This is a genomic window from Rhizobium leguminosarum (assembly GCF_002953715.1).
Taxonomy (GTDB): Bacteria; Pseudomonadota; Alphaproteobacteria; order Rhizobiales; family Rhizobiaceae; genus Rhizobium; species Rhizobium leguminosarum_V.
In genome coordinates, this window is sequence record NZ_CP025012.1 from 288366 (window position 1) to 314972 (window position 26607).

The 26607-nt window shown below is 59.4% G+C and carries 25 protein-coding genes and 1 pseudogene; 10 read left to right on the forward strand and 16 right to left on the reverse strand.

The window, feature by feature from the left end; all coding sequences use genetic code 11:
• Positions 1 to 49 precede the first annotated feature (49 nt).
• From CUJ84_RS01470 to CUJ84_RS01495, 6 genes are all read left to right on the forward strand, one after another.
• Positions 50 to 874 carry a class I fructose-bisphosphate aldolase gene (locus tag CUJ84_RS01470; protein ID WP_105004923.1) on the forward strand — a complete coding sequence of 275 codons (825 nt, stop codon included), beginning with the start codon at positions 50 to 52 and terminating at the stop codon, positions 872 to 874.
• Positions 875 to 896: 22 nt separating this feature from the next.
• Entirely contained in the window at positions 897 to 2051 is a 1155-nt protein-coding gene (locus tag CUJ84_RS01475) for a Gfo/Idh/MocA family protein (RefSeq protein WP_105004924.1), read from the forward strand.
• Entirely contained in the window at positions 2051 to 2722 is a 672-nt protein-coding gene (locus tag CUJ84_RS01480) for a D-lyxose/D-mannose family sugar isomerase (RefSeq protein WP_105004925.1), read from the forward strand. Before CUJ84_RS01475 ends, CUJ84_RS01480 begins: the two co-directional genes overlap by 1 nt.
• On the forward strand, positions 2722 to 3780 hold the full coding sequence (locus CUJ84_RS01485) for a carbohydrate kinase family protein (protein ID WP_105004926.1): 1059 nt from the start codon (positions 2722 to 2724) through the stop codon (positions 3778 to 3780). Before CUJ84_RS01480 ends, CUJ84_RS01485 begins: the two co-directional genes overlap by 1 nt.
• Positions 3781 to 3889: 109 nt before the next feature.
• Positions 3890 to 4678 (forward strand): L-iditol 2-dehydrogenase, encoded by a 789-nt coding sequence (locus tag CUJ84_RS01490; RefSeq protein ID WP_105004927.1) that lies wholly within the window; start codon positions 3890 to 3892, stop codon positions 4676 to 4678.
• Positions 4679 to 4760: 82 nt separating this feature from the next.
• Complete coding sequence (locus CUJ84_RS01495; protein WP_105004928.1) at positions 4761 to 5771, forward strand: zinc-dependent alcohol dehydrogenase family protein; 1011 nt, start codon at positions 4761 to 4763, stop codon at positions 5769 to 5771.
• Positions 5772 to 5823: 52 nt separating this feature from the next.
• On the opposite strand, the gene CUJ84_RS01500 is transcribed toward CUJ84_RS01495, so the two are convergent.
• The 10 genes from CUJ84_RS01500 to CUJ84_RS01545 form a co-directional block, all read right to left on the reverse strand.
• Positions 5824 to 6843 (reverse strand): LacI family DNA-binding transcriptional regulator, encoded by a 1020-nt coding sequence (locus tag CUJ84_RS01500; RefSeq protein WP_105004929.1) that lies wholly within the window; start codon positions 6841 to 6843, stop codon positions 5824 to 5826.
• A gap of 184 nt (positions 6844 to 7027) precedes the next feature.
• A complete protein-coding gene (locus CUJ84_RS01505) occupies positions 7028 to 7888 on the reverse strand; it encodes a Pnap_2097 family protein (protein ID WP_105004930.1) in 861 nt (286 codons plus the stop codon).
• 2 nt (positions 7889 to 7890) lie between these two features.
• On the reverse strand, positions 7891 to 9165 hold the full coding sequence (locus CUJ84_RS01510) for an MSMEG_0569 family flavin-dependent oxidoreductase (RefSeq protein ID WP_105004931.1): 1275 nt from the start codon (positions 9163 to 9165) through the stop codon (positions 7891 to 7893).
• An 11-nt stretch (positions 9166 to 9176) separates the two neighbouring features.
• Entirely contained in the window at positions 9177 to 9464 is a 288-nt protein-coding gene (locus CUJ84_RS01515) for an MSMEG_0570 family nitrogen starvation response protein (RefSeq protein WP_029874008.1), read from the reverse strand.
• Positions 9457 to 10626 (reverse strand): MSMEG_0565 family glycosyltransferase, encoded by a 1170-nt coding sequence (locus tag CUJ84_RS01520; protein ID WP_105004932.1) that lies wholly within the window; start codon positions 10624 to 10626, stop codon positions 9457 to 9459. The genes CUJ84_RS01515 and CUJ84_RS01520 overlap by 8 nt, the downstream gene beginning before the upstream one ends.
• Positions 10623 to 11597 (reverse strand): sll0787 family AIR synthase-like protein, encoded by a 975-nt coding sequence (locus tag CUJ84_RS01525; RefSeq protein WP_105004933.1) that lies wholly within the window; start codon positions 11595 to 11597, stop codon positions 10623 to 10625. Before CUJ84_RS01525 ends, CUJ84_RS01520 begins: the two co-directional genes overlap by 4 nt.
• 2 nt (positions 11598 to 11599) lie before the next feature.
• Complete coding sequence (locus CUJ84_RS01530) at positions 11600 to 12142, reverse strand: MSMEG_0567/Sll0786 family nitrogen starvation N-acetyltransferase (RefSeq protein ID WP_105004934.1); 543 nt, start codon at positions 12140 to 12142, stop codon at positions 11600 to 11602.
• Positions 12139 to 13257, reverse strand: coding sequence for an MSMEG_0568 family radical SAM protein (locus tag CUJ84_RS01535; protein ID WP_105004935.1), 1119 nt, complete (start codon positions 13255 to 13257; stop codon positions 12139 to 12141). The genes CUJ84_RS01530 and CUJ84_RS01535 overlap by 4 nt, the downstream gene beginning before the upstream one ends.
• Entirely contained in the window at positions 13184 to 14230 is a 1047-nt protein-coding gene (locus tag CUJ84_RS01540) for a Nit6803 family nitrilase (RefSeq protein WP_105004936.1), read from the reverse strand. Before CUJ84_RS01540 ends, CUJ84_RS01535 begins: the two co-directional genes overlap by 74 nt.
• 74 nt (positions 14231 to 14304) lie before the next feature.
• On the reverse strand, positions 14305 to 14787 hold the full coding sequence (locus CUJ84_RS01545; RefSeq protein WP_105004937.1) for an MSMEG_0572/Sll0783 family nitrogen starvation response protein: 483 nt from the start codon (positions 14785 to 14787) through the stop codon (positions 14305 to 14307).
• Between the two features lie 549 nt (positions 14788 to 15336).
• On the opposite strand from CUJ84_RS01545, the pseudogene CUJ84_RS38600 reads away from it, so the two are divergent.
• A pseudogene (locus tag CUJ84_RS38600) lies at positions 15337 to 15411 on the forward strand (alpha/beta hydrolase); the annotation flags it as partial.
• A gap of 177 nt (positions 15412 to 15588) precedes the next feature.
• Positions 15589 to 16239 carry an esterase/lipase family protein gene (locus CUJ84_RS01555; protein ID WP_105004938.1) on the forward strand — a complete coding sequence of 217 codons (651 nt, stop codon included), beginning with the start codon at positions 15589 to 15591 and terminating at the stop codon, positions 16237 to 16239.
• Between the two features lie 55 nt (positions 16240 to 16294).
• Here CUJ84_RS01555 and CUJ84_RS01560 read toward each other — a convergent pair whose 3' ends face one another.
• On the reverse strand, positions 16295 to 18136 hold the full coding sequence (locus tag CUJ84_RS01560; protein WP_105004939.1) for an acyltransferase family protein: 1842 nt from the start codon (positions 18134 to 18136) through the stop codon (positions 16295 to 16297).
• Positions 18137 to 18730: 594 nt separating this feature from the next.
• Between CUJ84_RS01560 and CUJ84_RS01565 the strand changes: the two genes are divergently transcribed.
• The gene (locus CUJ84_RS01565; RefSeq protein WP_105004940.1) at positions 18731 to 19876 is read left to right on the forward strand and encodes a right-handed parallel beta-helix repeat-containing protein; all 1146 of its coding nucleotides are present in this window, start codon (positions 18731 to 18733) and stop codon (positions 19874 to 19876) included.
• Positions 19877 to 19921: 45 nt separating this feature from the next.
• Here CUJ84_RS01565 and CUJ84_RS01570 read toward each other — a convergent pair whose 3' ends face one another.
• Positions 19922 to 21256 carry an O-antigen ligase family protein gene (locus CUJ84_RS01570; RefSeq protein WP_105004941.1) on the reverse strand — a complete coding sequence of 445 codons (1335 nt, stop codon included), beginning with the start codon at positions 21254 to 21256 and terminating at the stop codon, positions 19922 to 19924.
• 525 nt (positions 21257 to 21781) lie between these two features.
• Between CUJ84_RS01570 and CUJ84_RS01575 the strand changes: the two genes are divergently transcribed.
• The gene (locus tag CUJ84_RS01575; RefSeq protein ID WP_105004942.1) at positions 21782 to 22585 is read left to right on the forward strand and encodes a Ku protein; all 804 of its coding nucleotides are present in this window, start codon (positions 21782 to 21784) and stop codon (positions 22583 to 22585) included.
• 84 nt (positions 22586 to 22669) lie between these two features.
• Here CUJ84_RS01575 and ligD read toward each other — a convergent pair whose 3' ends face one another.
• The 4 genes from ligD to CUJ84_RS01595 are packed head-to-tail and all read right to left on the reverse strand — an operon-like array spanning position 22670 to position 26580.
• Complete coding sequence (gene ligD, locus CUJ84_RS01580; RefSeq protein ID WP_105004943.1) at positions 22670 to 25180, reverse strand: DNA ligase D; 2511 nt, start codon at positions 25178 to 25180, stop codon at positions 22670 to 22672.
• Position 25181: 1 nt separating this feature from the next.
• Positions 25182 to 26021 (reverse strand): Ku protein, encoded by an 840-nt coding sequence (locus tag CUJ84_RS01585; protein ID WP_105004944.1) that lies wholly within the window; start codon positions 26019 to 26021, stop codon positions 25182 to 25184.
• A gap of 18 nt (positions 26022 to 26039) precedes the next feature.
• On the reverse strand, positions 26040 to 26273 hold the full coding sequence (locus tag CUJ84_RS01590; protein WP_018244775.1) for a DUF2188 domain-containing protein: 234 nt from the start codon (positions 26271 to 26273) through the stop codon (positions 26040 to 26042).
• Positions 26274 to 26319: 46 nt separating this feature from the next.
• Positions 26320 to 26580 carry a hypothetical protein gene (locus CUJ84_RS01595; RefSeq protein WP_105004945.1) on the reverse strand — a complete coding sequence of 87 codons (261 nt, stop codon included), beginning with the start codon at positions 26578 to 26580 and terminating at the stop codon, positions 26320 to 26322.
• Positions 26581 to 26607: the final 27 nt, after the last annotated feature.

Here is a 26607-nt window from a genome sequence, read left to right on the forward strand (position 1 = left end):
GCTGCGTTTATCCAAATGTGGAAACGTTGCCATATTGGGAGGAAGCTTCATGAAATCCGCGCGGTTGAACCGACTTTTCGGCGTGTCTGGAAATTGTTTTGACGTTGCCATCGATCACGGCATGTTCAATGAACGGACTTTCCTCGCCGGCATCGAGAACATGAAGACTGCCATCGAGGTGATCGCGCAAGCGGCGCCGGATGCCATTCAGCTGCCGCCGGGGACGGCACCCATGCTGCAGGCTATTCCCGGTAAGCATCGTCCGGCACTGGTGCTGCGTACCGACATCGCCAACATTTATGGCAATCCCCTGCCGTCTCAGCTGTTTTCCGAAATGATCGACAGGGCGGTGGAACAGGGCGTTGCGTTGGATGCTGCCTGTGTCGTCGTCAATCTCTTGATGCTGCCGGACCAGCCGGAAGTCTACCGCGCCTGCGTGCGCAATGTGAACAGCCTGAAACGCGAATGCGAGATCTACGGCATGCCGCTGATGGTCGAGCCGCTCGTCATGCAGGACAATTCCAAGGGCGCCTACATGGTCGATGGCACGATCGACAAGATCCTGCCACTCGTGCGCCAGGCGGCCGAACTCGGCGCCGATATCATCAAGGCCGACCCCTGCGACAATGTCGAGGAATATCACCGTGTGGTCGAAATCGCCCAAGGCCTGCCGGTGCTGGTGCGCGGCGGCGGCCGCGTTTCGGATCAGGAAATCCTGATCCGCACCAAGCAGTTGATGGAGCAGGGCGCCCGTGGCATCGTCTATGGCCGCAACGTCATCCAGCATCACAATCCCGGCGGTATGACGCGGGCCTTGATGGCAATCGTCCATGACAAGGCTTCCGTCGAGCAAGCCTCGCTGCATATTGGCTGACGCGCGTCTGGGAGGAGATGTCATGACGAAAATATTCCGCTTCGGCGTCATCGGCTGCGGTCTGATGGGGCGAGAGTTCGCGAGCGCTGCGGCGCGCTGGCTGCATCTGGCCGATGTGAAGGCACGACCGGAAATCGTCGCCGTCTGTGATACCAACGCGACGCTGCTCGACTGGTTCAGGGATCATGTGCCGACTGTTCGCCAGTTCACCGCCGACTATAAGGAGCTTCTGGCCAATCCCGAGGTCGATGCGGTCTATTGCGCAGTCCCGCATGTGCTGCACCAGCAATTCTACATCGACGTCCTGAAGGCCGGAAAGCATCTTCTCGGCGAAAAGCCCTTCGGCATGGACGCCGCGCAGAACCGGGAGATCATGGCGGTTCTTGCCGAGCATCCCCAACTCCTGGTCCGCTGCTCGTCGGAAATGCCTTTCTTCCCCGGCGCACAGAAGGTCATCGCGCTCGCAAAAAGCGGCGAGATGGGAGATATAATCGAAGTCGAGGCGGGTTTCCTGCACTCTTCGGATATCGACCGGCAGAAGCCGATCAACTGGAAGCGCATGGCCGACATCAATGGCGACTATGGCTGCATGGGTGATCTCGGCATGCATGTGCTGCACGTGCCGCTGCGCCTCGGCTGGCGCCCGACCACCCTGCATGCGCAATTGGTCAAAAAGGTCACCGAACGTCCTGACGGCAAGGGCGGCATGCTGCCCTGCACCACCTGGGACAATGCCACGATCAGCGGCCGCGTGCGCACCGGCGATCAGGATTTCCCGATGGTGCTGAAAACCTGGCGCATTGCGCCCGGCGAATCCAACACCTGGTACATCAGGGTTCTCGGCATGAAGAAAAGCGCATTCTTCAGCACGAAGTCGCCGCGCCAGTGGCAGTGGATGGATTATAATGGCGGTGCGCAGGCCTGGAGCACTGAGGATCTCGGCTATGGCTCGCTGTTTCCAGCCATAACAGGCAAGATCTTCGAATTCGGTTTTGCCGACGCCATACAGCAGATGTGGGCGGCCTTCGTCGATGAGCTTGCCGGCGGCAATGCCAACGGTTTCGGCTGCGCGACCCCGGCGGAAGCCCAGGCGCATCATGCGGTCCTGACGGCAGCCCTCAAATCCGGCCGCGAGGACGTCGTCGTACCGGTCGCGTATGGTGGGGCATCCGTCTGATGCAGCGCTCCGAGATCAACGCCGCGTTGCGGCGAGCAACCGAGACTCTCGAGCGTTGGCACTGGTCCCTGCCGGCATGGGGGTATTGGACGACGGCGGATTTTACCGCTCGTCCGGAGGCCTCAGCTTATTTGCGTGCCCATCAGCTGGGCTGGGATGTCACCGATTTCGGCTCGAACCGGTTCGCCGAATGCGGCCTCGTGCTGTTCTGCCTGCGCAATGGCATCGTTGATATCAGGGGTGAACGGACCTATGCCGAAAAGCTGCTCTTCGTTGGGGAAGGGCAGCTCACGCCGACGCACCGTCATGCGGCGAAGATGGAAGACATCATCAATCGCGCCGGCGGCGATCTCGTCATCGAATTCGCCGCAACCGATGCCGATGGCAATGTGCTGAAGGATGATGTGACGGTTCCGGTGGACGGGCTGCCGCACCGGCTCGCGGCATGGGAGCCGCTGGTTCTCCAGCCTGGCCAGAGCGTGACGATCCGCACCGGGCTTTACCACCGCTTTTACGGCAGGAAAGCGGGCGGACCTGTCCTTGTCGGCGAGGTCAGCCAGGTCAACGACGACAACAGCGATAATTTCTTTCTGGAGCCGATCGGGCGCTTTGCGGCGATCGAGGAAGACGAGCCGCCGCTAAGACCCTTGTGGAACGAAGGAGGCAGCTGATGCGAGCCGGGGCGGAGGTTCACGATCGCGACAGTCAGAAGCAGGGCGGCATCGTCTGCGCGGGAAACTTCATTGTCGATCGCGTCCACACCCTGTCCTATTGGCCCGAACAGGGCAATCTCGCGCATATCCTGCACCAGGATCTGGGCGTGGGGGGCGGGGCGGCCAATGTCGTCACCGATCTGGCTTCGCTTGGATTTCCGGGAAAGCTGGCGGCGGCGGGATGCATCGGCGCGGATCAGGATGGAGAAATCGTCAAGGCCCGCCTTGCACTTGCCGGCGTCGATGTCGGCGGGCTGACGGCGCTCTCCGACCGGGTGACGGCGCATACGCATGTCATGAATGTGCCCGGCCAGAACCGGACCTTCTTCTATCATGGCGGCGCCAACGATGCCGTCACGGATGAGCTTGTCTCACCAGCAGCCTTTGCCAAGGCCGGCTATCGGCTATTCTATCTCGGCTACCTCATGCTGTTGCCGGGTCTCGATCGAATAGGTCCCGACGGTCGTTCGGGAGCGTCGCGCCTGCTGGAAGCGGCGCGCCGCGCGGGGCTTAGGACCTGCGTGGATTTCGTATCGAGCGAAGACCCGGAATTTGCGGCCAAAGTCGGCGTCGCTCTGCCCTTCTGCGATTATCTGATCATCAACGAGATGGAGGCGGGTCGGGCAACCGGCGTTACCGTTCGCGATGCGAAGGGAGATTTGATCGAGGCGGGGCTTTTGGAAGCGGGCGAGAGCCTGCTTGCCGCAGGCGTCACCAAAGGTGCGATCATCCATGCGCCGGAAATCTGTTTCTGGTTTGCATCAGGCGCTTCCCCGATCATGACGCGGTCGCGACCCGTCGATCCCAATGATATCGTCAGCACGGTCGGCGCAGGAGACGCCTTCTGTGCCGCCGTGCTCTACGGCCTGCATGAGAACTGGCCGGTCGAGCATATCTGCGCCGTCGCCCATGCTGCGGCTGCGCGTTGCCTCGCGGGTGCGACGGCCACCGACGGCATCCCCGACATGTCTGTCCTCCTTCGGGAGGCGAAGGAGACGAACCCGGAATCCGCTTAGCCCATTGGCGTCGTCTCAGCAGTGGGCGGCGCCGATCACCATCCAGTCAGAATGGAGGAGCACACATGAAGCTATTCGTTACGGCAGCCGCGACCGGGGAGGCAGTGTGATGACATATACCGAAACGGCGCGGCTCTCCGGCAAGGTGGCATTGGTCACAGGAGGAGCGAGCGGCATCGGCAAGGCGGTCTGCGAACGCTTCGCCGCCGAAGGCGCCAGGGTCATCGTCGCGGATCTCAACGGTGAACGATGCGCACGGGTGGCGGAAGCGATCGGCTCTGATGCCTGGGGTGTAGCGCTTGATGTGACCAGCCAGGACAGCATCGAAGAAGCTGCCCGCTTCACCATCGCCACCGCCGGCAAGATCGACATCCTGGTCAATGCCGCAGGCATTTACGAGGTCGAGTCCATTCTGGAAATATCCCGGGAGCGGACCGCTAGGGTATTTCAGGTCAATATCGAAGGCCTGATCTTCATGACGCAGGCCGTTGCCCGGCACATGGTGGAGAGAGGGGAAGGTGGACGCATCATCAACTTCTCGTCCCAGGCTGGGCGTCGGGGCGAAGGACCGGCCGTGGCTTACTGCGCTTCCAAGGCGGCCGTCATCAGCATCACGCAAAGCTGCGCCCTGGAGCTGATCCGTTATGGCATCAACGTCAACGCCATCGCTCCCGGTGTCGTCGATACGCCGATGTGGGACGTCGTCGATGCAAAACTCGGCAGCCGGGAAGGTTTGAAACCCGGTGACGTCAAGCGCCGCGTGGCCGCCGCCGTCCCGGCCGGACGATTTGGCGCCCCCCAAGAACAGGCCGCCATGGCCGCCTTCCTGGCCGGGCCTGATGCAGCATACATCGTGGCGCAGTGCTACAATGTCGACGGCGGCAATGTCATGAGCTGAGTGCTTGAGCCGTGTCCGGGATGGTCGATGCCAGGGGGCGGACGTGTCATGAGCACAATCACTTGAGTTTTGGAGGAGTGAAATGAGGGCTGTACGCTTGGAGTCGATCGGGTGTTTGACCATGCGCAGCGTTGAGAAACCGGTTGCCGGGCCAGGCGAGCTGCTTGTCCGGATTGCAGTGGCCGGCATCTGCGGTTCCGATCGCCACATGTACAAGGGCGAGTATCCGACAGCGATCCCCGTGACGCTGGGCCACGAATTCTGCGGCATAGTCGAAGCGATCGGCGATACCGTCACCCGCTTTACCGGCGGTGAACTGGTGACGGTGGACCCGAATATTGCCTGCGGCACCTGTCGGGCCTGCACGCAGGCGCGGCCGAACTTGTGCGAGAGCTTGACCGCCATCGGCGTGACACGGGATGGCGGCTTTGCCGAATATGTGGCGGTGCCGCAGGCCCAGGCCTTCATGCTGCCGGCTGACCTTAATCCCGTTCACGGCGCCTTCAGTGAACCGCTGGCCTGCTGCATCCACGCCATCGACAGGGCAAAGATTCGTCCGGGCGACAGCGTCGCGATCCTCGGCGGGGGCGTGATCGGCCTGCTCATGGTGCAACTGGCCCGCCTGGCTGGGGCAGGCGAGATCATTTTGATTACGCGCCAGCTATCGAGGCGCCAAACCGCTCTGCGCCTGGGAGCCACCCACGCCTTCGACCCGATCTCTTCGGATACAATCGCTTCCGTTCGAGAGGTCACCAAAGGCGGGACCGACGTGGTCATCGAGTGCGCCGGCGTCAGCGACACGCTTCAAACCGGTCTGAAAATGGCGCGGCGCGGTGGTACCTTCGTGCTTTTCGGGGTGACGCCAGCGGGTGTCGAGGTGCCGGTTCTGCCCTTTGATCTGCTCGTGAACGAAGTCGATATCAGGCCGGCCTACCTCAACCCCTTCACCCATTCGCGCGCCGCGGCAATGGTCGCGAGCGGGGTGTTGGAACTGGACGCATTGGTCACCAAAACCATCGGTCTCGAGGAGGTCGCCGACGTGGTGGGCAACACGCCGTTGCCAGGCGAGATCAAGGTCATCGTCCGGCCCTAGCTTGGCCGCGCCCAGCTCCACCTGCCGGGCCTCTCTGATCCGCACCACCTGCTCAGCGGCGGACGGGGCCGGTGGAATCGCGCTCGATCAGCGTGACCGGCACTTTTACGATCGCGCCTTGTCGGGGTTCGTCTCCCGTTTGGTGCTCGTCGATCAGCGCTTCCAGCAGCCGTGCTGCCTGCTGCCCGACGTCGCGGATCGGCTGCGCGACCGTTGTCAGCCGTGGAAAGACGTAGGCTGCCTCCGGCAGGTCGTCAAAGCCCACGACCGAATAGTCGCTCGGAACGGAAAATCCGCGATCCTGGATGGCATGGATTGCGGCAATCGCCGAAACGTCGGTCGTGCCGATGATCGCGGTGACCTCAGGTCGAGACGCCAACAACTCTCGCGCCAGCCGGTAGGTCTCTGCAAAGCTGTGCTCTTCCGCCATCGCCACGACGGCCGGCGCGACGCCATCTTTCGCCATTTCCGCGGTGATGCCCTGAAGGCGAAGCTGGATGGGCTGGCTATGTCCCGGCGCGCCGACGATGGCGATTGCCCGGTGGCCGAGGTCGATCAGATGGCGCGCCATCAGCCGTCCACCTTCCTCGTGATCGGCCATGACAGCGTCGTTGGCGATGCCGCTCAGCTCGCGGTCAATGGCGATGATCGGAATGTGAGCGTCCCGCAGCACCCCGAAATGCTCGATGCTGCCGAAGGCGCTTGCCACGATGACGCCGTCGACGCGCTGGGCGAGCAGCATCGAGATGTAGCGCACCTCATGGTCCATATTTTCCGCCGTGCTGCAGATCAGCGTCTGATAGCCGTGCTGAAACAGTTCCTGTTCGATGGCATGCGCCAGGATGCCGAAGAAAGGCACTTCAATCGATGGCAGCATCAGTCCGATCATCCGGCTTGGTGCACCGCGTAGCATACGTGCACCTTTGCTGGGCGTGTAGTTCAGCGTTCGGATAGCCGCCTCGACCCGCTCCCTGAGCTCAGGCGAGGCATAGCCGCTGTTGTTGAGCACGCGCGAAACCGAAGAGACTGACGTTCCTGCAAGTTTGGCGATATGTCTGATGCTGGTCGTCACGTGCTCGCATTTCTTTCTCTACGCCGCCGCGCGTCTTTTCAGACGCGCATGGGACGCTAGCACAGGAGCGGTCGAACATTCATCAGACGGACCGCTGAAGTTCACTTTCATTTCACCATCCACTAGATCACTAGCGGGACGCCGCATCAAGCACGCGCCGCAAGTGCGGGCTCCCGTCCATGCCTCAGCCAAGACATGTCCACATACCGAATATTTTGGCGATCACTTTCCCATTTTCGCGTCGTAGCTGCCCATGGAGAGTTTTTTGCTCGTCAGAAAAATCAATAAAGTCGAAGAAAACGCTTTCATTTTGTTCGATATTTCCAAGGAAGAAGACGTCCTTTCGGACGACCGGCCCCTTGCGGGGAAACCAATTTTCCAAGGCGCGATCGGCCAATGCCTGATACTCGGCAAAGTAAAATAGTCCTGCGCCGTTGAACTCCTGCGAGGCGCTGGGATCAAACCGAAAGGTTCGGAGCGCTTTGTTGGTGGGGACCGGAAACCCGAAATGCGTCCCTAACCGCCCATTCCGGATGTCTGCAGCATTCTGGGCGAGAAGGCTGGGCTGGAACCGCTGTCCCTGTGGCTCAGGCAACGTCACGCGGGCAATCGAGTGATTGTTGCCTTTGATCGTTCTGTGAACGAAGGTTGAGATGAGTTCGACCGCGCCGACACTTCGTCCGTGGACAGACAACTCGTGTCGGGTCGAAGTCCGGGTTCGCGAGACTGCGGACAATCTCGAATGAATGGTCAAAATGTTGTTCGCCTGCACGACGTCGAAACATGCATCCGTCAATGACGTTGCACAGATCGCGGCATAGGCCTCCTCTCCATCGGCCGTTCTGAAATCCGCATTGTCGAGCCCGAGATGACAGGCGAGCATCAGCCAGTGACGATGGCCGAGTTCTTTCATCAGCCAGGTCTCAGACAGCCCGTTTCCATTCAGATGGGGCATGCCCAGCAGTATATGCGGATCAAGGGCACGTTCCATCAGGTCGCGTGCCGAAGGTCCTGTGGGCGGAAAATCGAGAAGGGCCGCGCTCATGATCAGGCGCTGACCGATTGCTGGAGAGACGATGTCTGTACCGAACGTCGAGCTGCGAGATGCCCGACCACATGTTCGGCATCCCTGCCGACGCTGAGGAACCGGCCCGAGCCCCAGGTCCAGAGCCAGGGAAGTCCCAGCACGTAGACGCCATCGACGGCGGTGACGCCGCGGCGATGAACAGGATAGGCGTTGCCGTCGAAGATCGGCAGGCCGACGAAGGACCAATCCGGGCTGAATCCCGTGGCCCAGATGACCGAGGTGATCCCCTCCGCCTTCAGGTCGAGTTCGGCAATCTCTGCCTCAGGCTCCCAGACAGGGACATAAAGGGATCCGGCCGGAGCATCGACACTCTTTTCGGCGATATGCCGGTCAATCAGGGCATTGATGCCGTTATAGACACGGTCGGCGCCGTCGAGATTGGCCTTCAGGTTCGGCTCGAACTGCATCCGGCCGGCGGCGACGCCGGACATGCGGCCGTATAACGCCATGCCCTCCAGCGCGAACTTGCGCAGATCGATATCGCGTCCGCCGTCGCGTCCTGTCAGGTAATGGTTGGTGTCGTGCTTCTTCTTCGTCATGCCATCATGTTCGACCGTGATGTCGTACTGGCCGATATCGGAAAGCCAGTCGACCACATCGCGACCGCGATAGAAACGGGCGCAACGCGGCGCGGTGCCGGTGACGAGATGCACCTTGCGGCCGGCAAGATGCAGATCCTCTGCAATCTGGCAGCCGGATTGGCCGGAACCGACCACAATGACACCGCCGTCCGGCAGTTGCTCGGCATTGCGGTAGGCCGCGGTGTGGATCTGCATGATGTTCTCGGGCAGGCGCTCGGCCGCACGCGGAATGGCCGGATCTGCGTAGAGGCTGGTGGCGATCACCACGGCATCGGCGGTCACCGCGCCAGCCGAGGTCTCGAGCCGGAAGAGACCGCCATGCTTTTCGAGCGACGTCACGCTGGTTTGCTCGAAGATCGGAGCATCGACCTTCTTCACGAAGCGATCGACATAGGCGAGTATCTCGTCCTTGATCATGAAACCGTGCGGATCCGTGCCGTCATAGGGATGGTCCGGAAGCTGGCATTGCCAGTTCGGCGTCACCAGGCAGAAGGCGTCCCAGCGTTCGTTCTTCCATTTATGCGCAACGGTCTTCTTCTCGAAGACCACGTGATCAATGCCGTGTCTCTTCAGATAGTGAGAGGCCGAGAGCCCGGCCTGGCCGCCGCCGACGACAACCGCACTGTAATGGCTCTTGAGGAATGGTGTGGTCATGATGAGTCCTTTCAAAGGATGAAGCTTTCGCAGCGGACTTCGGCCGCTGCGTCGGTGAGATAGGGAGTGGCGGCCTGTTCGATGCGCGACAGCTGACCGAGCGCCAGCGAGCAGGGATAGCCGTATTTCGCCTTGACCCTGTCGCTGGCGATGGTCAGTGCCGCGCGGCTGCGATCAAGAAAGTCGGACAGCGGATAGCTTTGGCCTTCGGCGAAATAGTCCTTGATCACCAGGGAGGGCGAGTAACAGGTCTCCTTGCGGCCATCCGGCCAGGCAATGACGAACCGCATTTCAGGCATGGTCGGGCTCCAGCAGCGTGTGATAGCGGGCAGGATGGGCTGTTGCGGTTTGGTGCCAGCCATGGCGGGCGGCAACCGCGAGACCACGGGGAATGATCTGCTCGCGGATCGGTGCGACCAGCGCCAGCGCCATGCCTTCGGCAATCGAGACCGGATGATGCGGATCGCACCAGATCGCATCGCCGGGACCCAGATATTCGGTGAAGGGCGCAATCGAGGATGTCACGACCGGAATGCCGCTGGCCATGGCTTCCAGAACGACGAGGCCGAAGCCCTCCTTGAGCGAGGGAAACACCAGCGCATCTGCCAACCGGTAGAGGCTCGGCATGTCGGCATCCGCGATCGCGCCGGTCATATGCACCGCTGCGGCGTCCCGACCGAGGCAGGCCAGGCAAGAACGGAACTCCTCCTGATAGTCGCCATGGTCCAGGAGAGAGGCGCCGCCGGCAATGACAAGCTGGGCATCCGCCCGGATGGCGCGGACCTGACGAAAGGCTTCGAGAATACCAAGGGTGTTCTTTCGCGCCTCGATGCCGCCGACACTGAGGAAGATCGGCCCGCTTCCCAGCTGCAGCCTGTCGCGCAGAGCGACCTGCTCCCCGCCCCAGGCAGGCGAGAAGCGGTTGGTGTCGACGCCATTGCCGACTACCACCGCATCAATGCCGCGATCATCTCTCAGCTTGTCCCGCCAGAGGCGGCTGACAGCGAAGAAGATACCGGCCGCGTCGATCGCGCGATCCTGCAAAGCCATCAGGCGCGGATCGGCGAACTGGTCGATGTGGTGGACAGTGCGGGCAAAATTCGGGATCAGGCCCTCCAGCTTGAGGGTTGCCAGCGCATTGCCGGAAATGCCGTCATGGGCGTGGAACAGGTCGAAGCCGTTGGTTCCGGTTCTCCGGAAATAGTCGACATAATCGGCAATCCGCTGCTCGACCATTTGCGTCATGTCCGCGGGTGCCTGCGGCACGGCAATGCAGGCGGTGCCGCAGGAGGGTTGACGAAAGAAGCCCGCCCCCTTGGCATCGGGCGCATGCAGGACCACCTCATGGCCAAGCGAGGTCAGCGCTTCCGAGAGCTGCATGGCATGAACCACGCCGCCACGCGGATTGGTGGAATGGGTCAGCATGGCAATGCGTAGCGTTCGGTGCGGCGGGAGGCTCATGCGGCGACATCCTGCCGGCCGAGCTGCAGCAGGGGTGTTTCGGCATGATTGCGCACCACTGCACGGCTCTCGCCATCGACCAGTGCGACCTCGCCACCTGCCACGACTGCGCCGATGACCGCAGCGCTGATGCCGCGCGCGGTGAAGCGGGTGACGACATCGGCCGCCTGTTCCGGCGCGACCGAGAGCAGATAGCCGAAGCTCGGAAAGGTGACGAGCCAGCGGTCGAGGCTCACACCGGCGGGCAGGGGAATGGCGGTGACGTCGATATCGATGCCGACATGCGAACATTCGGCCAGCATGATGGCCGTGCCGATGATGCCGCCCTGGCTGATATCCTTCGCAGACAGCGCGAGCCCCGCCTCGGCGATCTCGGGCAGCAGCTCGAGGTCGCCGCGCAGGCGCGCCGGCGCGGCATCGGTGGCGGCTTCCCAGTTGTTGAAGGGTTCGCGGTAGCGGCCGCGATGGTCGATCGTCGCAACCAGCACATCGCCCGGCTTTGCATCGAAGCTCGTCAGCAGCGTCTTGGCACGACCGAGAATGGCGACCGACAATTGGCCGCGTTCGGTGCGGATATTGGTGTGCCCGCCGACGATCGGCACGCCAAAAGCGCTGGATGCCGCCCGCATTCCTTCGAGAACGGGTGTCGCGCCAGTCTCGCCATTGGCCCAGACGGCATCAACCACGGCGATTGGCCGGCCGCCCATGGCAGCGACGTCGGAGATATTGACCATGACGCCGCACCAGCCGGCGAACCAGGGGTCGGCGGCGACGAACTCGTTCATGAACCCTTCGATGGCAAAAAGCAGATAACCGTCGCCATCGGGCAGCGCGGCGCAATCGTCGCCGACGGCAATCTGCTGCCCCTGCAGGCCGAGCCTTGCCGCGATCGTGCCGATATCCTGCTTGGCGGCGATGCCGCTGCTGGCCGAAAGTTTTGCCGCCAGGCTCTTGATGTCGATCGCGACCATCCTCACGCCGCCTTTCTGGAAAGGGCGGTGAAGCCAGCCTCGGGTGTGGCGCAGGGCGGATAATAAGCAAGGTCGGCCTTCATCCTGAGATGCGGCTTGCCGTAGACCTCGAACTCCTCGATCACATCCCAGTGCAGCCTGCGGAACAGCAAACCGTTCTGCACCTGCACATTGGCGAGGAACGTGTGGCATCCGATCGCATTGGCGGAGGACACGGCGAGCTTGATCAGGGTCGCCCCCAGGGCGCCGATCTTGCGGAAATCCGGATGGACCGCCAGCCGCGAGCCCCACCAGAGACCGGGTTCCGCCTGATGGATGCGCACCGTTCCGACCAGCTGGTCAGCGGCAATGCCGAGCATGGAGAGAGCCACGATCGGGATGGCGTGATCGTCGATCGCGTCGCGGTCATCGCCTTCGAAGATCCGCTGTTCCTCGCAGAAGACGGCACGGCGCAGCGCATGCGCTTGGCTGCGTTCCCAGGCGGAGGTCGCGAACTTCACCTGGAATTCGCTCGAGCGATAGGGAGCAAAGGCTTCGAGCATCATTTGGTGAGCATCCTTTCATAGGTGGAAAGGGCGGAGCAGGCGCCGCATTTGCCGCAGCCGGCCTTGATGTCGACGGCCTTCAAGCCGCTGGCGACGAGCATCCTGGACAAGGGTCCGAGGATCGAGTGCATGAAGTCGGGCCTCGGCGCCGGGTGGCTTTCGAGCGGCGTGCCGGAGATCGGTACGAAGGGCACGACGAAGGGATAGACACCCAGCGCAACCAGCTTTTCGCAGATGTCCAGAATGGCTTCACGGCTGTCGCCGAGCCCCGCCAGAATATAGGTCGAGACCTGGCCGCGCCCGAAGACCTCCACTGCAGCCTTGAACGAGGCCATGTATTTGGTGATCGAGACCTGCGCCTTGCCCGGCATGATGCGGGCACGGACCTCCGGCGTCACGGCCTCCAGATGCATGCCCAGGGCATCGACGCCGGCCTCCTTCATCCGGGTGAACCATAGATCGTCTTCCGGCGGCTCGCATTGCGCCTGGATGGGAATATTGACGGCCGCCTTGATCGCCCGGGCGCTGTCGGCGAGGATCGCAGCACCGCGGTCGTCGCCCTTCGGCGTGCCGGTCGTCATCACCATATGTTTGACGCCGTCCAATTCGACGGCGGCCTTGGCGACTTCCGCGAGCTGCTCTGGCGTCTTGTGGGCGATGGTACGGCCGGCTGCCAGCGATTGGCCGATGGCGCAGAACTGACAGGTCTTGGTGCGGCTCTGATAGCGGATGCAGGTCTGCAGCACGGTGGTAGCGAGCACGTCCTTGCCGTGCAGAACGGCGATCTGCGAATAGGGAATGCCGTCGACGGTCGAGCGCTCGTAGAAGCGCGGGCGTAGCGGAAAGGAAACCTCGCCCAGCACCGTGCCATCCCGGCTGATACGGCTGCGGCCCATCTCGTCCGGCTTTTCCACCAGATAGGGGCTCTCGAACGCAGGTGCTGAGTGAACCGGCACCATCACCGTCATGCCGTCAATGGTCAGTGCCTTGTGGTCGGAAGGTCCAGCACCACCGCGGCGGCTTTCATGTCCGGCTTTGGGGTCAACGAGCCGGGCTCCGTAGGACTGCAATTCGTTGATCAGAATCTCGGTCGGCAGACGTGTCGTATTCTCCATCGGAAAGGGTCCTTGCTTCGGCTGTGGGGAGGGATGGCTGGGTGGTGGTGACCATCGGCGCCGTGGCGCGGCCATCCATGACAAGATGCAGCAGCTCGGGTCGGGCATAATGGCCGACCGAATCCATCATCCGCTTGCGTTTGACGATCAGGCTCATGTCGAGATCGGCGATCAGGATGCCTTCGCCTTCCGTCAGCGGCGGCACGACATGTTTGCCTTCGGGCGAGATGATCGCGGTCATGCAGCCGCCGCGCAGGGCCTTCTGCAGGCCAGCGTCCGACGTGATGGAGGCGATCTGCTCGTCGGCCAGCCAGCCTGTGGCATTGACCACGAAACAACCGCTTTCCAGCGCATGGTGGCGGATGGTGACCTCCATCTGGTCAGCAAAAATCGGCCCGACCATGGAGCCCGGAAACTGGGCGATATGGATGTCCTCGTGCTGTGCCATCAGGGCGTAGCGGGCCAGAGGATTGTAATGCTCCCAGCAGGCCAGCGCCCCCAGGCGTCCGACGGCGCTGTCGACCACCTTCAGGCCGGAGGCGTCGCCCTGGCCCCAGATCATCCGCTCGTGGAATGTCGGGGTGATCTTGCGACGCTTGAGGATGAGCGTGCCATCGGCATCAAACAGCAGCTGGGCATTATAGAGCGATCCGTGGTCGCGCTCGTTGACGCCAAGCGCCACGACGATGCCATGCTCGCGGGCGGCGGCCGAGACGGCATCGGTGGAGGCACTCGGCACCGTGACGGCTTCCTCGTAAAGTCGCACGTGCTCCTTGCCCGAGAGAACAGGCGGCAGCACGAAAGAAAAATAGGGATACCAGGGGACGAAGGTTTCGGGAAAGACGATCAGCTCGGCGCCTTTGGCTGCCGCTTCACGAATTGCATCCAGCACGCGGGCCAGTGTTTTCTCGCGCGAGGTCAGATCCGGCGCGATCTGCGCGGCGGCAACCCGGACGCTCGGTTTTTTCTCCATGACGAAATCCTCGATTGACGGGTGGGGAGGCGGAGCGCCAAGGCTCCGCCCTTATTCTTTGGGACGCTTGCTGCTCAGAGCGTCCAGGTATCAAGGATGAAGGCGCCGTCGCGGCGATGGATCAGGATCAGGTCGAGAACGTCGAGCGGACTGATCGGCGTGATGCCGGGGATCAGCGCGCCTTCGCCATGGCCGTAAAGCGCCTGAAGGGCAAAACGGCAGGCATAGACCTTGCCGCCTTCTTCCATGAACTTGACGATCTGGTTGTTGAAATTCAGATGGCCGGGAAAGGCCTCCGCGCCGAGCGTCGGAAAACCGCGCTGGACACCGAGTGTGACGCCCGGGCCGTAGAGAAGGATCGATGTCTCGAAACCTTTCCGCTTCAGGCGTGTCGCCTGCAGCAGGTTGACGAATCCGATCGATCCTTCGAAGGCCACGGTATGGAAGGTGACGAGAGCTTTTTCGCCATCGCCGGCCTGTACGTCCTCAAAAACCTTGTCCTCGTAATCGACAAGAAAGTCGCCTTTTTGATTGGCTGGCTTGGTCACTGCGGGCATGGATGGCTCCTTGATTGAAATCCGATCCCCATCCGGGGAGCATCCATCAAATTGCAAGCACCATGCCAGATTGATTATGCACAAATAGCAGTCAAATATACCAATTATACATTCATTTATGCAATCAATTTCCAGAATGAAAATCTTAGAGCTGATTTTCTGTGCGACAGAATGCAAAAATCGAATGCACGATAGCCCAAATCAGATGCATTCAATTGGGCGTCAATCGTTGGGACGAGCCATGCTGTTTGTGCAACACGAGCCTCTGGCACCTGTTTATGCCGGACCTTGGGAAGTGGCTGCCTAGACTCGCGGCCGCTTTCTGGTGCCGGCCGCAATGGCAATGGATGCGGCTCTCCGAAAGATCTAGCTATATTGAATGCAATCAATTAATGCAGTTGGATGTATATGTGGGCCCGTTCGCAGGACGGCCAACGGCGTAAGCCGCCAATTCCGTCGACGGCGGAGGAAGAAGGCGAAAGAGGATGCTCGGATTCCGTTGTCGCCGATCGCGGCCGTGTCGCTCTTCCCAGGAAACAGGAGAAAACTATGAGTAATAAACCGACGATCATTCTGGTGCATGGCTTTTGGGGTGGAGCCGCACATTGGAGCAAGGTCATACTCGCGGGGGTGTGAGAATAAGCGCACCCCTGCTTTCACGCCTTGCATGCTCCGGCTTCGAGCACATGTGCGCCACAACGAAACCGTTCGGATGTCTGGCTATCCGGCATTGATCGACATGGTTCACCTTGAAAGCTACAGGATAGACCCGATCGATAGCAGCACGTTGAGCGGACACTGATGAACGACACAGTCCTCCTTTTTCACGGCATTGCCCGGACGAAAAAAAGCATGGAGAAGCTCGCCAGCTTCCTGTCCGGCCACGGTTATCGGGTTGTGAATGTCGGTTACCCCTCCACCAGGTTTTCGCTCAGCGACCTCGTGGACATCATTCGACCTGAGATCGACGACGCCGTGAAGAAAGCAGGCGATGGCCGGGTCCATTTCGTCGGTTATTCGATGGGTGGGCTGGTCATCCGCGCTTTTCTCAGGAGCTATCGTCCAGCCAACCTGGGGAGAGTGGTGATGGTCGGAACGCCGAACAACGGCAGTCAGATTGCCGATTTCCTCAAGAGCTGGCCGCTATACAGGAAGGTCTATGGACCGGCAGGACAGCAGCTGATTACCGATCAAACCGCCATGACCGAGCTGTTCGGCACGGTCGATTACGAACTTGGCATCATCGCCGGGAACCGCACCATTGATCCGGTCTCTTCGCTTATCATCGGCCTCAGGGTTCCGAATGATGGGAAGGTTTCGGTGGAGAGCACGCGCCTTGACGGCGCGGCAGCACATATCGTCATTCCGGCAAACCACACGTTCTTGCCCGTCAGCAAGACGATGTGGAGCCAAGCCTTGTCGTTTCTGAAAGATGGGCGGTTTACAAGCTGACACGATGTGCTGTCAGCTTCGCTTGGTCTTCGAGATCGCTTGAACAGTGCTCTCATCACTGAACGACGAGGGCCTGCTTAACTTTTGAAATCAAAAGGCGGGAGCCGTCAGCGGTGAAATGCCCGTAGTCGAATTGGATAGGGTCTCCGCTTTTTGTCCACACCACACAGTCTGGGTCGCACATTGTCTTATAGGTGGAGATATATATTGCTCCGCTTCCGGCCAATGCGTCTCGAATGTCCAGACCGATGTGTTGCCGAGGCACCAGATGATCGGCGGCGTTAAATGGTTGCCTCTCGTAGAGACTGTGAGCGAGCAACCGCGGTAGGGAAGATTTATATTCTGCCACTGGTCCGAAGATGACGATCTTTTTGGCGAACGGTGATAGGTAATCCACCGTCTTCCTGATGAGTTTCACGTCATCTTTTGTCCAGCGTCCAGCCAACACGAGAACATCCACCTGATGGCTCGGCAAAAACTCCTTGAACATGTAGTTCATGAGTTCGATGCAGCGTTCTTCGCCTTCGGCGTCGAGAGTAGGACGACATCCTGATGCATTCGCTTGAATGACATTGGCCTCCGAAAGCGCCCTTAGCCCAGGATAAAGATGAGCGGCGTGACTATCACCGACGAGCGCTATGTTCTGCTGACTCTTTGATAGAGCCAAACAGGCATCACGATCGTATTTTTCGATACCGTCGTTTGACGTGAGGAAGCATTGTCCACTGCGAAAGGCTTCTGAAGGGTCGTAGTCAGCAAATTCCGCCACCCGTTCAACGGCCGGGTTGTCCTCTTTCATTTGATCGGCGGCGAGTTGCCCGACAAATGCCAGCATTGCTACGGATGCGATTGATGCAGCACCAGCGGCCACGGACACGAGTGGTCGGTATCGCATTGTTCGGAATGGCGTTTCGACAAATCGCCATGAAACATATGCGACGATGAAGCTCAAAGCGATCGGCACCAATTGCCAGCCATGCTCCCAGGCCCGGTACTGGTTCGAAAACACCCAAATCGGCCAATGCCACAGATAGAGGGAGTACGAGATCAAGCCTATGGAAGTGGCGATCCTCAATGATAGAAGCTTGCTGACAAGCGTACTTGGACCTGCCCAGATGATCAGCGCCGTGCCGGCGGTCGCGGGCAACGCCATCAATCCGGGAAACTCGGACGTCTTTGATAGCAGCAGTGCGCTGAGGCAGATCAGCAAAGCTCCGATCGCCGAAAGCACATCGTTGACCCGCGTATCAGCGAATTTCGTCAAAACCGGTCCTGCGATGATAGAGCCTACGAGCAGTTCCCAGGCGCGATACTGCACAAGATAAAAGGCTGCGGAGCGATTGATCGGAACAGTGATAATGGAAGCAATGATGCTGACCGCGAAAAGTCCCGCTATGGCCATCCCGGTTGCCCTGCGCCCATATCGGCTTGCTAACATCACGATCAGCGGAAAAAAAACGTAGAACTGCTCTTCGACCGACAACGACCATGTGTGCAGGACTGGATTGAATTCCGAGGAATCATCGAAATATCCAGTTGTAAAATAGAAGTAAGCATTTGAAGCGAAAAGCGCGGAGGAAGTCACGGACTTAAAGACCCGCAAGCTTTCGTCAGGTAGCATCGTAAAATAAGAAGCCGCCATCACAAAAGCATACATGACCACGACGGCGGGAAGAATTCGTTTTGCTCGGCGACTATAAAAGTTGCCGATCGAGAATCGGCCAACTCCCACGTCAGCAAGAATGATTTTCGTAATCAGGTATCCTGATATCACGAAGAAAATGTCCACCCCGATAAATCCGCCCGGGAGAATGCGGTCAAATCCACAGTGATAAAGAATCACAAAAATTACGGCTACGGCACGCAGGCCGTCGATATCTTGACGATGCGCAATCATTTTGGGCCTCGATATTTGGCCTCCCAGGATTTCGTACCGTGAGACCGTTTAATATGCAACCAGCATCAGCGTAAAATGAAAACTACTCGCCTCAGGCGGGCTTCTGCCCATAACGAGAGACGACCTCGAGAGTCAGCGTAGGGGGCCGCAAGGTCATCGGTGTTTTCGGGGTCTTGCTTGTTTTACCAGTCGTCCGATGAAGCCGGCGAGAAGGAGAGCGATCTCCATCCGCTTCTCATTTCGACAGTGATTCGACTAAAGTGCACATTTTACAGCTGCCTTTCAACGGTTCTACAACTCAGGTCATGAGCCTGACGGGCGAGTTAACATTGACTGCTGAAACGCAGCGCGGCATTGCCAGGAGGCTTGCAGGCCAAATTGGGCGAACGTGTGTCCAACACAGTGCTGGCAAGCGCTCCCAGGTCAGAGCGCGCAGCTGGACCGACACAGTTTCAGCCGATGTGGCCGGGACGTCAGGGGTCTATTTCATGGATTTCTCAGCGGTCGTTCAGGTTAAGATAATTTCCGATATTCAAACATCCGCCACACGACCCCTCATTATTACGAGCTGTAACCGTATCGAATGGAGATCCGATGCCCGCCATCTTGCGAAAGAAAATTCACGGTGCATCCACACGGGGACAGATCATCGACGGCGCTGCGGACATCGGCGTCGCCTATCAGGTGTTTTCCGATACGGTGGTCGAAGACGTGGTCGTCAAGAATTCTCCCCGCGGCTTCAAATTTCACAATGGCAGGAATCTCGTCGTAAGGCGCTGCGAGACCGAGCATGTGAAGGGCGACGGCATTTACCTTACGATGACGTCGGACGTGTTGCTGGAGAACAACCGTGTTGGCCCGGCGCCCGGCCAGGGGGCGGATTGTTGCCAATTCGCCTACGAAAACGATGACCGCAATGTGAGCTCCAATGTCGTGATCCGGGGCAACCTTTTTCTTCAGTCACCGACCAGCACATCGAACAAAGGGGCGCTGGTTTGCGGCAGAACTCGACAATACCTTGTTGAATACAATTTCATCGGGGGAAAAAATTTCTCCTTTTCATCGATCGGGGACAATGCCGTCGTACGTAGTAACGTCATGCGCGACGGGAAGATGAACGATTATTCTTTCGGCTATGGAGTTGGCGATCAAGTCAGCCACGCCGGCCACCATGTTTATGACAACAGGATCGAGAACAGCAATCGTGGCGTGAGTTTGAGCGGTTACTCGGACCAAAGTCTGGCATTTCGCAAAGACATGGACATCCACGATAACGTGATCAGCGAATGTGAGATCGGGTTTTTCGCCAATCGGCCATGGTCTGGAAGCTTTCGACGCAACATATTCCTGCGGTGCAAGCAGGACATCGTTCTCAAAGGAAACGGCAAAGCGACTGCGGGGGAAATCGACGGCAACTATCTCAACGACGGCAGCTTTCTGAACGTCACGCCGCCGCCGCTTCGCATCAAGCCCGACGGAAAGGCCTTCGTTTCCTCCGGCGAATGGACATCCGAGCCCGACGAAATCCGCATCCAGTGGCGTGACAAGGGGGTCGACATATCAGGCGCCAACCGGCCTTCCATTGCGATCGAACCTGGCATGGAATTGTCATGCGTCTTGCTGGCCCGCAAGGAGCAGAATTGGATGCTGGCGATCGCTGAGACTGCCTATGACAACTTCACACCTCGCGCGTGGCAAGAAAACATGCTGCCTTGGCAGAAGCGCTATATCTCGACCTAAGGGGCGTATTTCCTGGCCATGCAGAGACCAGGCGATACGCGACCATCAAGCCTCACGCGGTTTCCGGTTTGCCAACAACCTCGGACGCAGTTCGGAGAGTGCGATCACAGTGTGTGGCCAGAGAATGAACGGTGCGAGCATCATCCCTGCCTCTGTCATGGATCCAAGCATGATCAGGATGATGATAACGATTTCCTTCCGTCTGGCGCCTGATTGCTCTTGACCGGATTCGACGATAGTCATCTTCCTGAACAGACGAGTCACCAAAAACAATACCCACGCACAAACACCGGGAATGCCGATATTGAGGGCAAGTTCGAGATATGTGTTGTGAGTCGACCGGGCGTCGAACGTCACCTTGACATATTCCTCCATGACGTCTGGCTGACGGAACATCGCAAAGCCATAGCCAGTTATGGGCCTATCCCATATCAGCGGAAACAGCTGTTCCCAGATGTTGGTGCGACCCGAGAAAGTAAGGTCTTTGCCGAAAGCTTCGGCAATGGCAGAGGCCACACCTAAATAAATGAAACTGGCGGCAAAACCCACAAGAAGAAACAACAGAACGACGACAAATGAGCGAAAAAGGCGATTTGGATAGACGTGGATAATCCGGATAGCATACAGCATGACACTTCCGAACATCGTCAACACAACCGCTGTCGAGGATTTTGTCGCTACAATCAAAGCGAGCAGACAAAGCATCGCGGCCCATCGTACAAGTGTGCTGTAACGAAGTCGGTCTAGCTTCTGCGTCGACAACAGACAAACAAAGCTGACTGAGCAAAATTGTCCCAATGTATTCTTGTGGTAAAACGCTCCCTTTACCATGCCGGCATAGCTGCCGCGCATGATTGCAAATTGCGGGAAAGCGGCAGTATAGAGAACGTTGATAAATGCGGTCGCGATCGCAAAACGCCCCAGGATGCGAAATGCTTCCACGTTGCCATAGCGCGCGCGATAAAGAAGCGGTGGGACCGCAAGAACGATGACGGCGGCCAATCCCTTTAAAGATGCACCTTTGTCAATCGAGAAGACGATTGATGTCAGACAGGAAATGGCAACGACCCCGATGAGCGGTGAAATCCTTGAAAAGGTTCTTATGAATTGCCGTTGTTCCAACAGAAAATACAAACCGGACAATGGGATAAGGCTGTAAAGCATTAGCTTCATCGGAAGCGGGTCTACCGACGCGCCATCATCGAAATTTGCAGGCAGGCCGTACCACATGCCGGTCGCCCGCCAAAGCGCCGCATAAAATGCGACAGTGAGAACCAGCTTCGCCAGCACGTCCCTTCTGACGCGCCATCTGGAAGCAGTCCGCCGACGGTGGCTGCCTTGATAATAGTCTCGTGCTATTGACGCGTCTTGTATCGCCATTAAGAGCTCTTCTATCTCATGTTCGGGGATGTTCCTATTCGAAATAGGACTGAGCCAAAATCACAATTTACCTCTGTTAGACTCTGTATGCGACATTGAAATCATCGACACTGGTTTCTGACTACAACCCATCACAAATCGATACGGTTCGGTTGGTTGGCCACTCCCACAATCCAAAACAGCCGACATGTAGCTCTTCTTGCAGTGTATGGTTGGCGTTAAATTCATGAACCAGATCAATAACTTATTGCCTCAATTTCTGCTTGGGCCGCCATATGGGCGCCACTCTAAGCCATATTATTCGTCGAATCCAGTTTGCTAAACATTCCAATATGTCGCGCCAACTGGTCCCAGCCACCCTGTCACGCGCTCGCGGCTGCGCAACGCCACTATTATGTTATGTGGGCCGCGCGCGCCGGGAGCTTGGGTGTTGTCGCCAATCGAAACCTCATTCAGCTCGCGGAACCAAAGCCCGAACCCGCCGTTGATTGCCATGCCCAACCGTGTCCGGGAGACAGGACAGACATGGCACGTCAGACATTCTGGAAAGGCTATCTCAAGCTCTCGCTCGTCACTGCCGCCGTCTCGCTGACGCCGGCGACGACCGAAAGCAACAAGGTCCGTTTCCACGTCCTCAATCGCCAGACGAAGAACCGCGTCGAAAGCCGCTATGTCGACAGCGTCACCCACAAACCGGTGGCCGAGCGGGACCAGGTAAAGGGCTATCCGCGCGGCGAGGACGATTATGTCCTTCTCGAAGACGAGGAGATAGAGGAAGTCGGGCTCGAAAGCACCCGCACCATCGAGATCGACAGCTTCGTGCCGCGCGGCTCGATCGATTGGATCTGGTACGACAAGCCGCATTTTCTGGCGCCCGAAGACAAGGTCGGGGTGGAAGCCTTCTGCGTCATCCGCGAGGCGATGAAGGCGAATGATGTCGTCGGTATCGCCCGGCTTGTCCTTTATCGTCGCGAGCGTGCCGTGCTGCTGGAGCCGCAAGGCAAAGGCATCGTTCTCTGGACCCTGCGCTACGGCGACGAGGTGCGTGATCCCATAGCCGAACTCGACGATAAGGCCGAGATCGACAGCAAGCTGCTGACGCTGATGACGCAACTGGTGAAGGAAGAGACGAAGGATTGGAGCCCGGCCATGGTGCAGGACCCGATCCAGAAACGCCTGAAGTCGATGATCCGCGGCAAGCAGAAGAGCCTGAAGAAGGCGGCGCCCGCGGAAAAACCCGCACCGGTGAAATCGACCGGCAACGTCATCAATATCATGGATGCGCTGAAGAAGAGCCTGGCCGCGGAAGGCGGACGCAAGCCCCGCTAGAGCCATTCCAGGAAAAGTGCGAAGCGGGTTTCCGTTCGGAATTGCGTCAATGAAAGATCGGAGCGGAACGAAGCATCCGGTCCTCTATCGCTTCTTCTTCTCCAGCGCTTTCGCCGCCGCGAAAAACCCATCCCAGGGATCTCTCGGCAAGGCATCGAGCCGTGTCGGCGTATTGTCCACCGTGAAATAGCCCGGTCCGATGTCGGCGGTGAGCTCACCCCATTCCAGCGGCATCGACACGGCAGCGCCCGGTCTTGCCCGCGTCGAATAGGGTGCGACCGCCGTATTGCCGCGGCCGTTGCGGAGATAGTCGATGAAGATCCTCCCCTTGCGCTTGGCCTTCGTCGCCGTCGCGAGATAGAGGTCGGGATCGTCGGATGACATGCTGTCGGCAAGCCATTTGGCAAAGCTCTTCACCTCGACCCAGCTGGCCTTGGGCTCAAGCGGCGTTACCACATGCAGTCCCTTGCCACCTGAGGTCTTGACGAAAGCGGCGAGACCTTCGGCCTCCAGCCGTTCCTTCAATTCGTAAGCCGCGGCGATCACATTCACCCACTCCACATCCTCGCCGGGATCGAGGTCCATGGTGATCATGTCGGGCTTTTCCCAATTGTCGGTCGTCGCACCCCAGGGGTGAATTTCAAGGACCGCCGATTGCACCAGCGCCACGACACCGTCGAAATCGGTAATGCGCAGCAGCTTCTCTCCTTGCTTGTCCTTTGGATCGGTTATCTCGCCGATATGCGGATTCATGCCCTTCCAGGCATGCTTCTGGAAGAACCGCTGCCGGCCATTGATGCCGTCGGGCAGGCGCAGCAGCGCCAACGGCCGGTTGACGACATAGGGCGCCATCAAGCGCCAGACCTGGGCGTAGTAATTCGCCAGCCCTTCCTTGGTGACACCCTCGTCCGGCCAGTAGATGCGGTCGGGATGGGTAAGCGCCACCGCCGATTTCGGCAGGGCTCGGGCTGTGGTCTTTTCCGTTTCGCGTGTCACGTCCCTCGCGGGCTTGTCCTCACGCAGGCCGCGAAAGGCGGCATGGCGCAGATTGCCGTCGGCCGACCAGGCGCGAAATTCCACCTCGCCGACCAGCTGCGGCTTGACATAGATCAGCCCGCGCCGCTCCTCTGTCGTCAGCTTGTCGTCGAATGAACTTTCGTTCTGCGTCAGCTTTGACAGTCTCTCATGGAGCATCTGTGCCGTTGCTACCGTATAGCCGGTACCGACGCGGCCGACATGTTTGAGTTCGCCGTTTTGGTAATAACCCATTGCCAGCGAGCCGATCGCATTCTTCATCGACGTCGACGGCACATAGCCGCCGATGACGAATTCCTGCCGATGCGAGCATTTCGATTTGATCCACTCGCCCTTTCGCCCCGACGTGTATTTGCTGTCGCGCTGCTTGGAGATCACCCCTTCTAGGCTGAGCCGGCAGGCATGGTCGAGTACCAATCCGCCGCTCTCGTTGAAATGTACGCTGTAGCGCAGCTTGCCGTTATCGTCAGGCAGGAGGGTCTCGAGCAGATGCTTGCGATCGAGGACAGTCACATCAAGCAGGCTGTGGCCGTCGAGATGGAGAAGATCAAAAGCATAGAAGACAAAGCGGTCATAGCGACCCTCGCTCAGGTCGTGCTGAAGGGCGGAGAAATCCGAGGCGCCGGTATCGCGCTCGACGACGATTTCGCCGTCGATCACCGCCGATCGCACCGGCAGGGCGGCGAAGGCATCGAGCACGTCCTTGCCGAATTTTGCCGTCCAGTCGAGCCCGCTGCGGGTCAACATCTTGACCTCGCCGTCCTCGATCCTGACCTGCAAGCGATAGCCGTCGAACTTGATCTCATGGATCCAGCGATCACCCGCCGGCGGCTTCGGCTTCAGCTTGGCAAGTGCCGGCTCGATGAAGTCGGGCATCGCACCCTTGCGCGCGCCCTTCGGCCAGTGGCGTACCCGGGGTGTTGCGGCTTTTATGGTCCGCGCCGGCCTTTCGACGACAACCGCCTTGCCGTTCTTCGCTTTGGAATTCCAGGTCGCATCCGGGCTTTTCGCCACCTCTTCGAGTTGTCGGCCTGTTTTGGCCGATTCCGGCCGCTCATCGAGGATGTCGCCATCGTGGCGCGCCTCGGCGTCGTCCCCCTTGATCAGCAGCCAGTTCTCGCGCTTTTCACCGGGCCGGCCGTGCATGCGCACCAGATGCCAGCGGCCTTTCAGCTTCTCTCCGTCCAGTTCGAATTCCATATGGCCTTTGCGATAGGCCTTGTGAACATCGCCATGCGGCGTCCAGGTGCCGCGATCCCAGACGATGACGGTGCCGCCGCCATATTGTCCCTTCGGGATGATGCCCTCGAAATCGCCATAGGAGAGCGGGTGATCCTCGACATGCACGGCAAGCCGCTTGTCCTCCGGGTTGAGGCTCGGTCCCTTCGTCACCGCCCAGCTCTTCAGCACCCCATCCATCTCCAGCCGGAAATCATAGTGCAGCCGGGTCGCATCGTGCTTCTGGATGACGAAGCTGTTGCCGCTGCTGCGGCCCTCTTGTCCGCGCGGCTCCGGGGTGAGCTTGAAATTGCGTTTCGCCTGATAGGTTTCGAGAGCCATCTCAGCTTGCCTTCTTGCCGCGGCTGTCGCTGCGCGCCGGCGCCTTCTTCTTTGCGGGAGCCTTGCCGCTCATCTTGGCACTCTGGCGCAGCGCCTCCATCAGGTCGACGACCTTGCGTTCCGGGGCCTGTTTCTTCTTCGGTGGCGCCCGGCCTTCGATCTTCGCCTTCACCAGCTCGACGAGGGCAGCCTCGTAGCGATCCTGGTATTCGCTCGGTTCGAAGCTGCCTTGCTTGGTGCCAATGATATGACCCGCAAGCTCGATCATTTCCTTGTCGAACTTGATGTCGGGGATATCCTTGAAAACCGTATCGGCAGAACGCACCTCGTGGTCGAAATTCAGCATCGTCGCGACGATGTAGCCGTCATGCGGACGGATCAGCAGCGTCCGGATGCGCCGGAAAAGCACGGCTTCGGCCAGAGCCGCGACCCTGCCGTCACGCATGCCCCTGGCGATCAGCGCCAGCGCCTCCTCGTCATGTTCGTCCACAGGCGCGAGATAGTAAGGGCGGTCGAAATACAGCTTGTCGATGTCGTCGAAGGCGATGAAAGCCTTGATATTGAGGACCTTGTCGCTTTCCGGCATGATTTCGGCGATCTCGTCGCCCTCGATGACGATGTAGTCGCCATTCTCCATCTGGTAGCCCTTGACCTGGTCGCCCCGCTCGACCGGTTTACCGGTCTCGCTGTCGACGAATTGTCGTTCCACCCGGTGGCCGGTCCTGCGGTTGATAATGTTGAAGGAGACGCGGTCGGAGGAGGAAACGGCGGTGTAGAGCCCGACGGCGCAGGCAAGGTCGCCCACCTTCAGATGACCCTTCCAGCTTGCCCGAGCGGCCATTCCATCCTCCGTCGCAAATCAGAGCCGGCTGCCGCTCTTGTCGGTTTCGAGTTCCTGAAATGCCCAGCCGCGGCCGTCGGGCGCGGGATAGGCGAGCAGCGCATCGCCATTGCCGATCTTCTGGCGCGATGCGGCGTCCTTGGCATGGACAATCGCTTCATCAGCTGTCGCATAGGTTTCCGAAAGTGTGTCGCCGAGCTTATAGGCCCAGCCATTGTCATGCGGCACGACCTGATAGGTGATATCGGCCATCTCGGATCTCCTCTTCTCAACTAAATAGGGTGCATGATCTCGTCGGCTAGTTCCGCTTTGGTTTGCGCCGTTCATCGAGCGCAATGATCTTCTCTAGCGATGCGATATCCTCGCTGGTGACGACGGGAACCGGATCGGCAGCGATGGCTTCCAGCACCGCCTGGGAGACGGCGCCATTTCGGATCGCCCATTCCAACGTTTCGCGGGTTTCCCGTTCGGCCCTCAGCTGCGCATAGAGCGCAACGATCAGCCGATCGCGCGCATCCATCCGCCGGCCTTGGTTATCCATGCTGCGGACGTCAGGCATCGCAATCCACCTTTGTCACTGATTTCG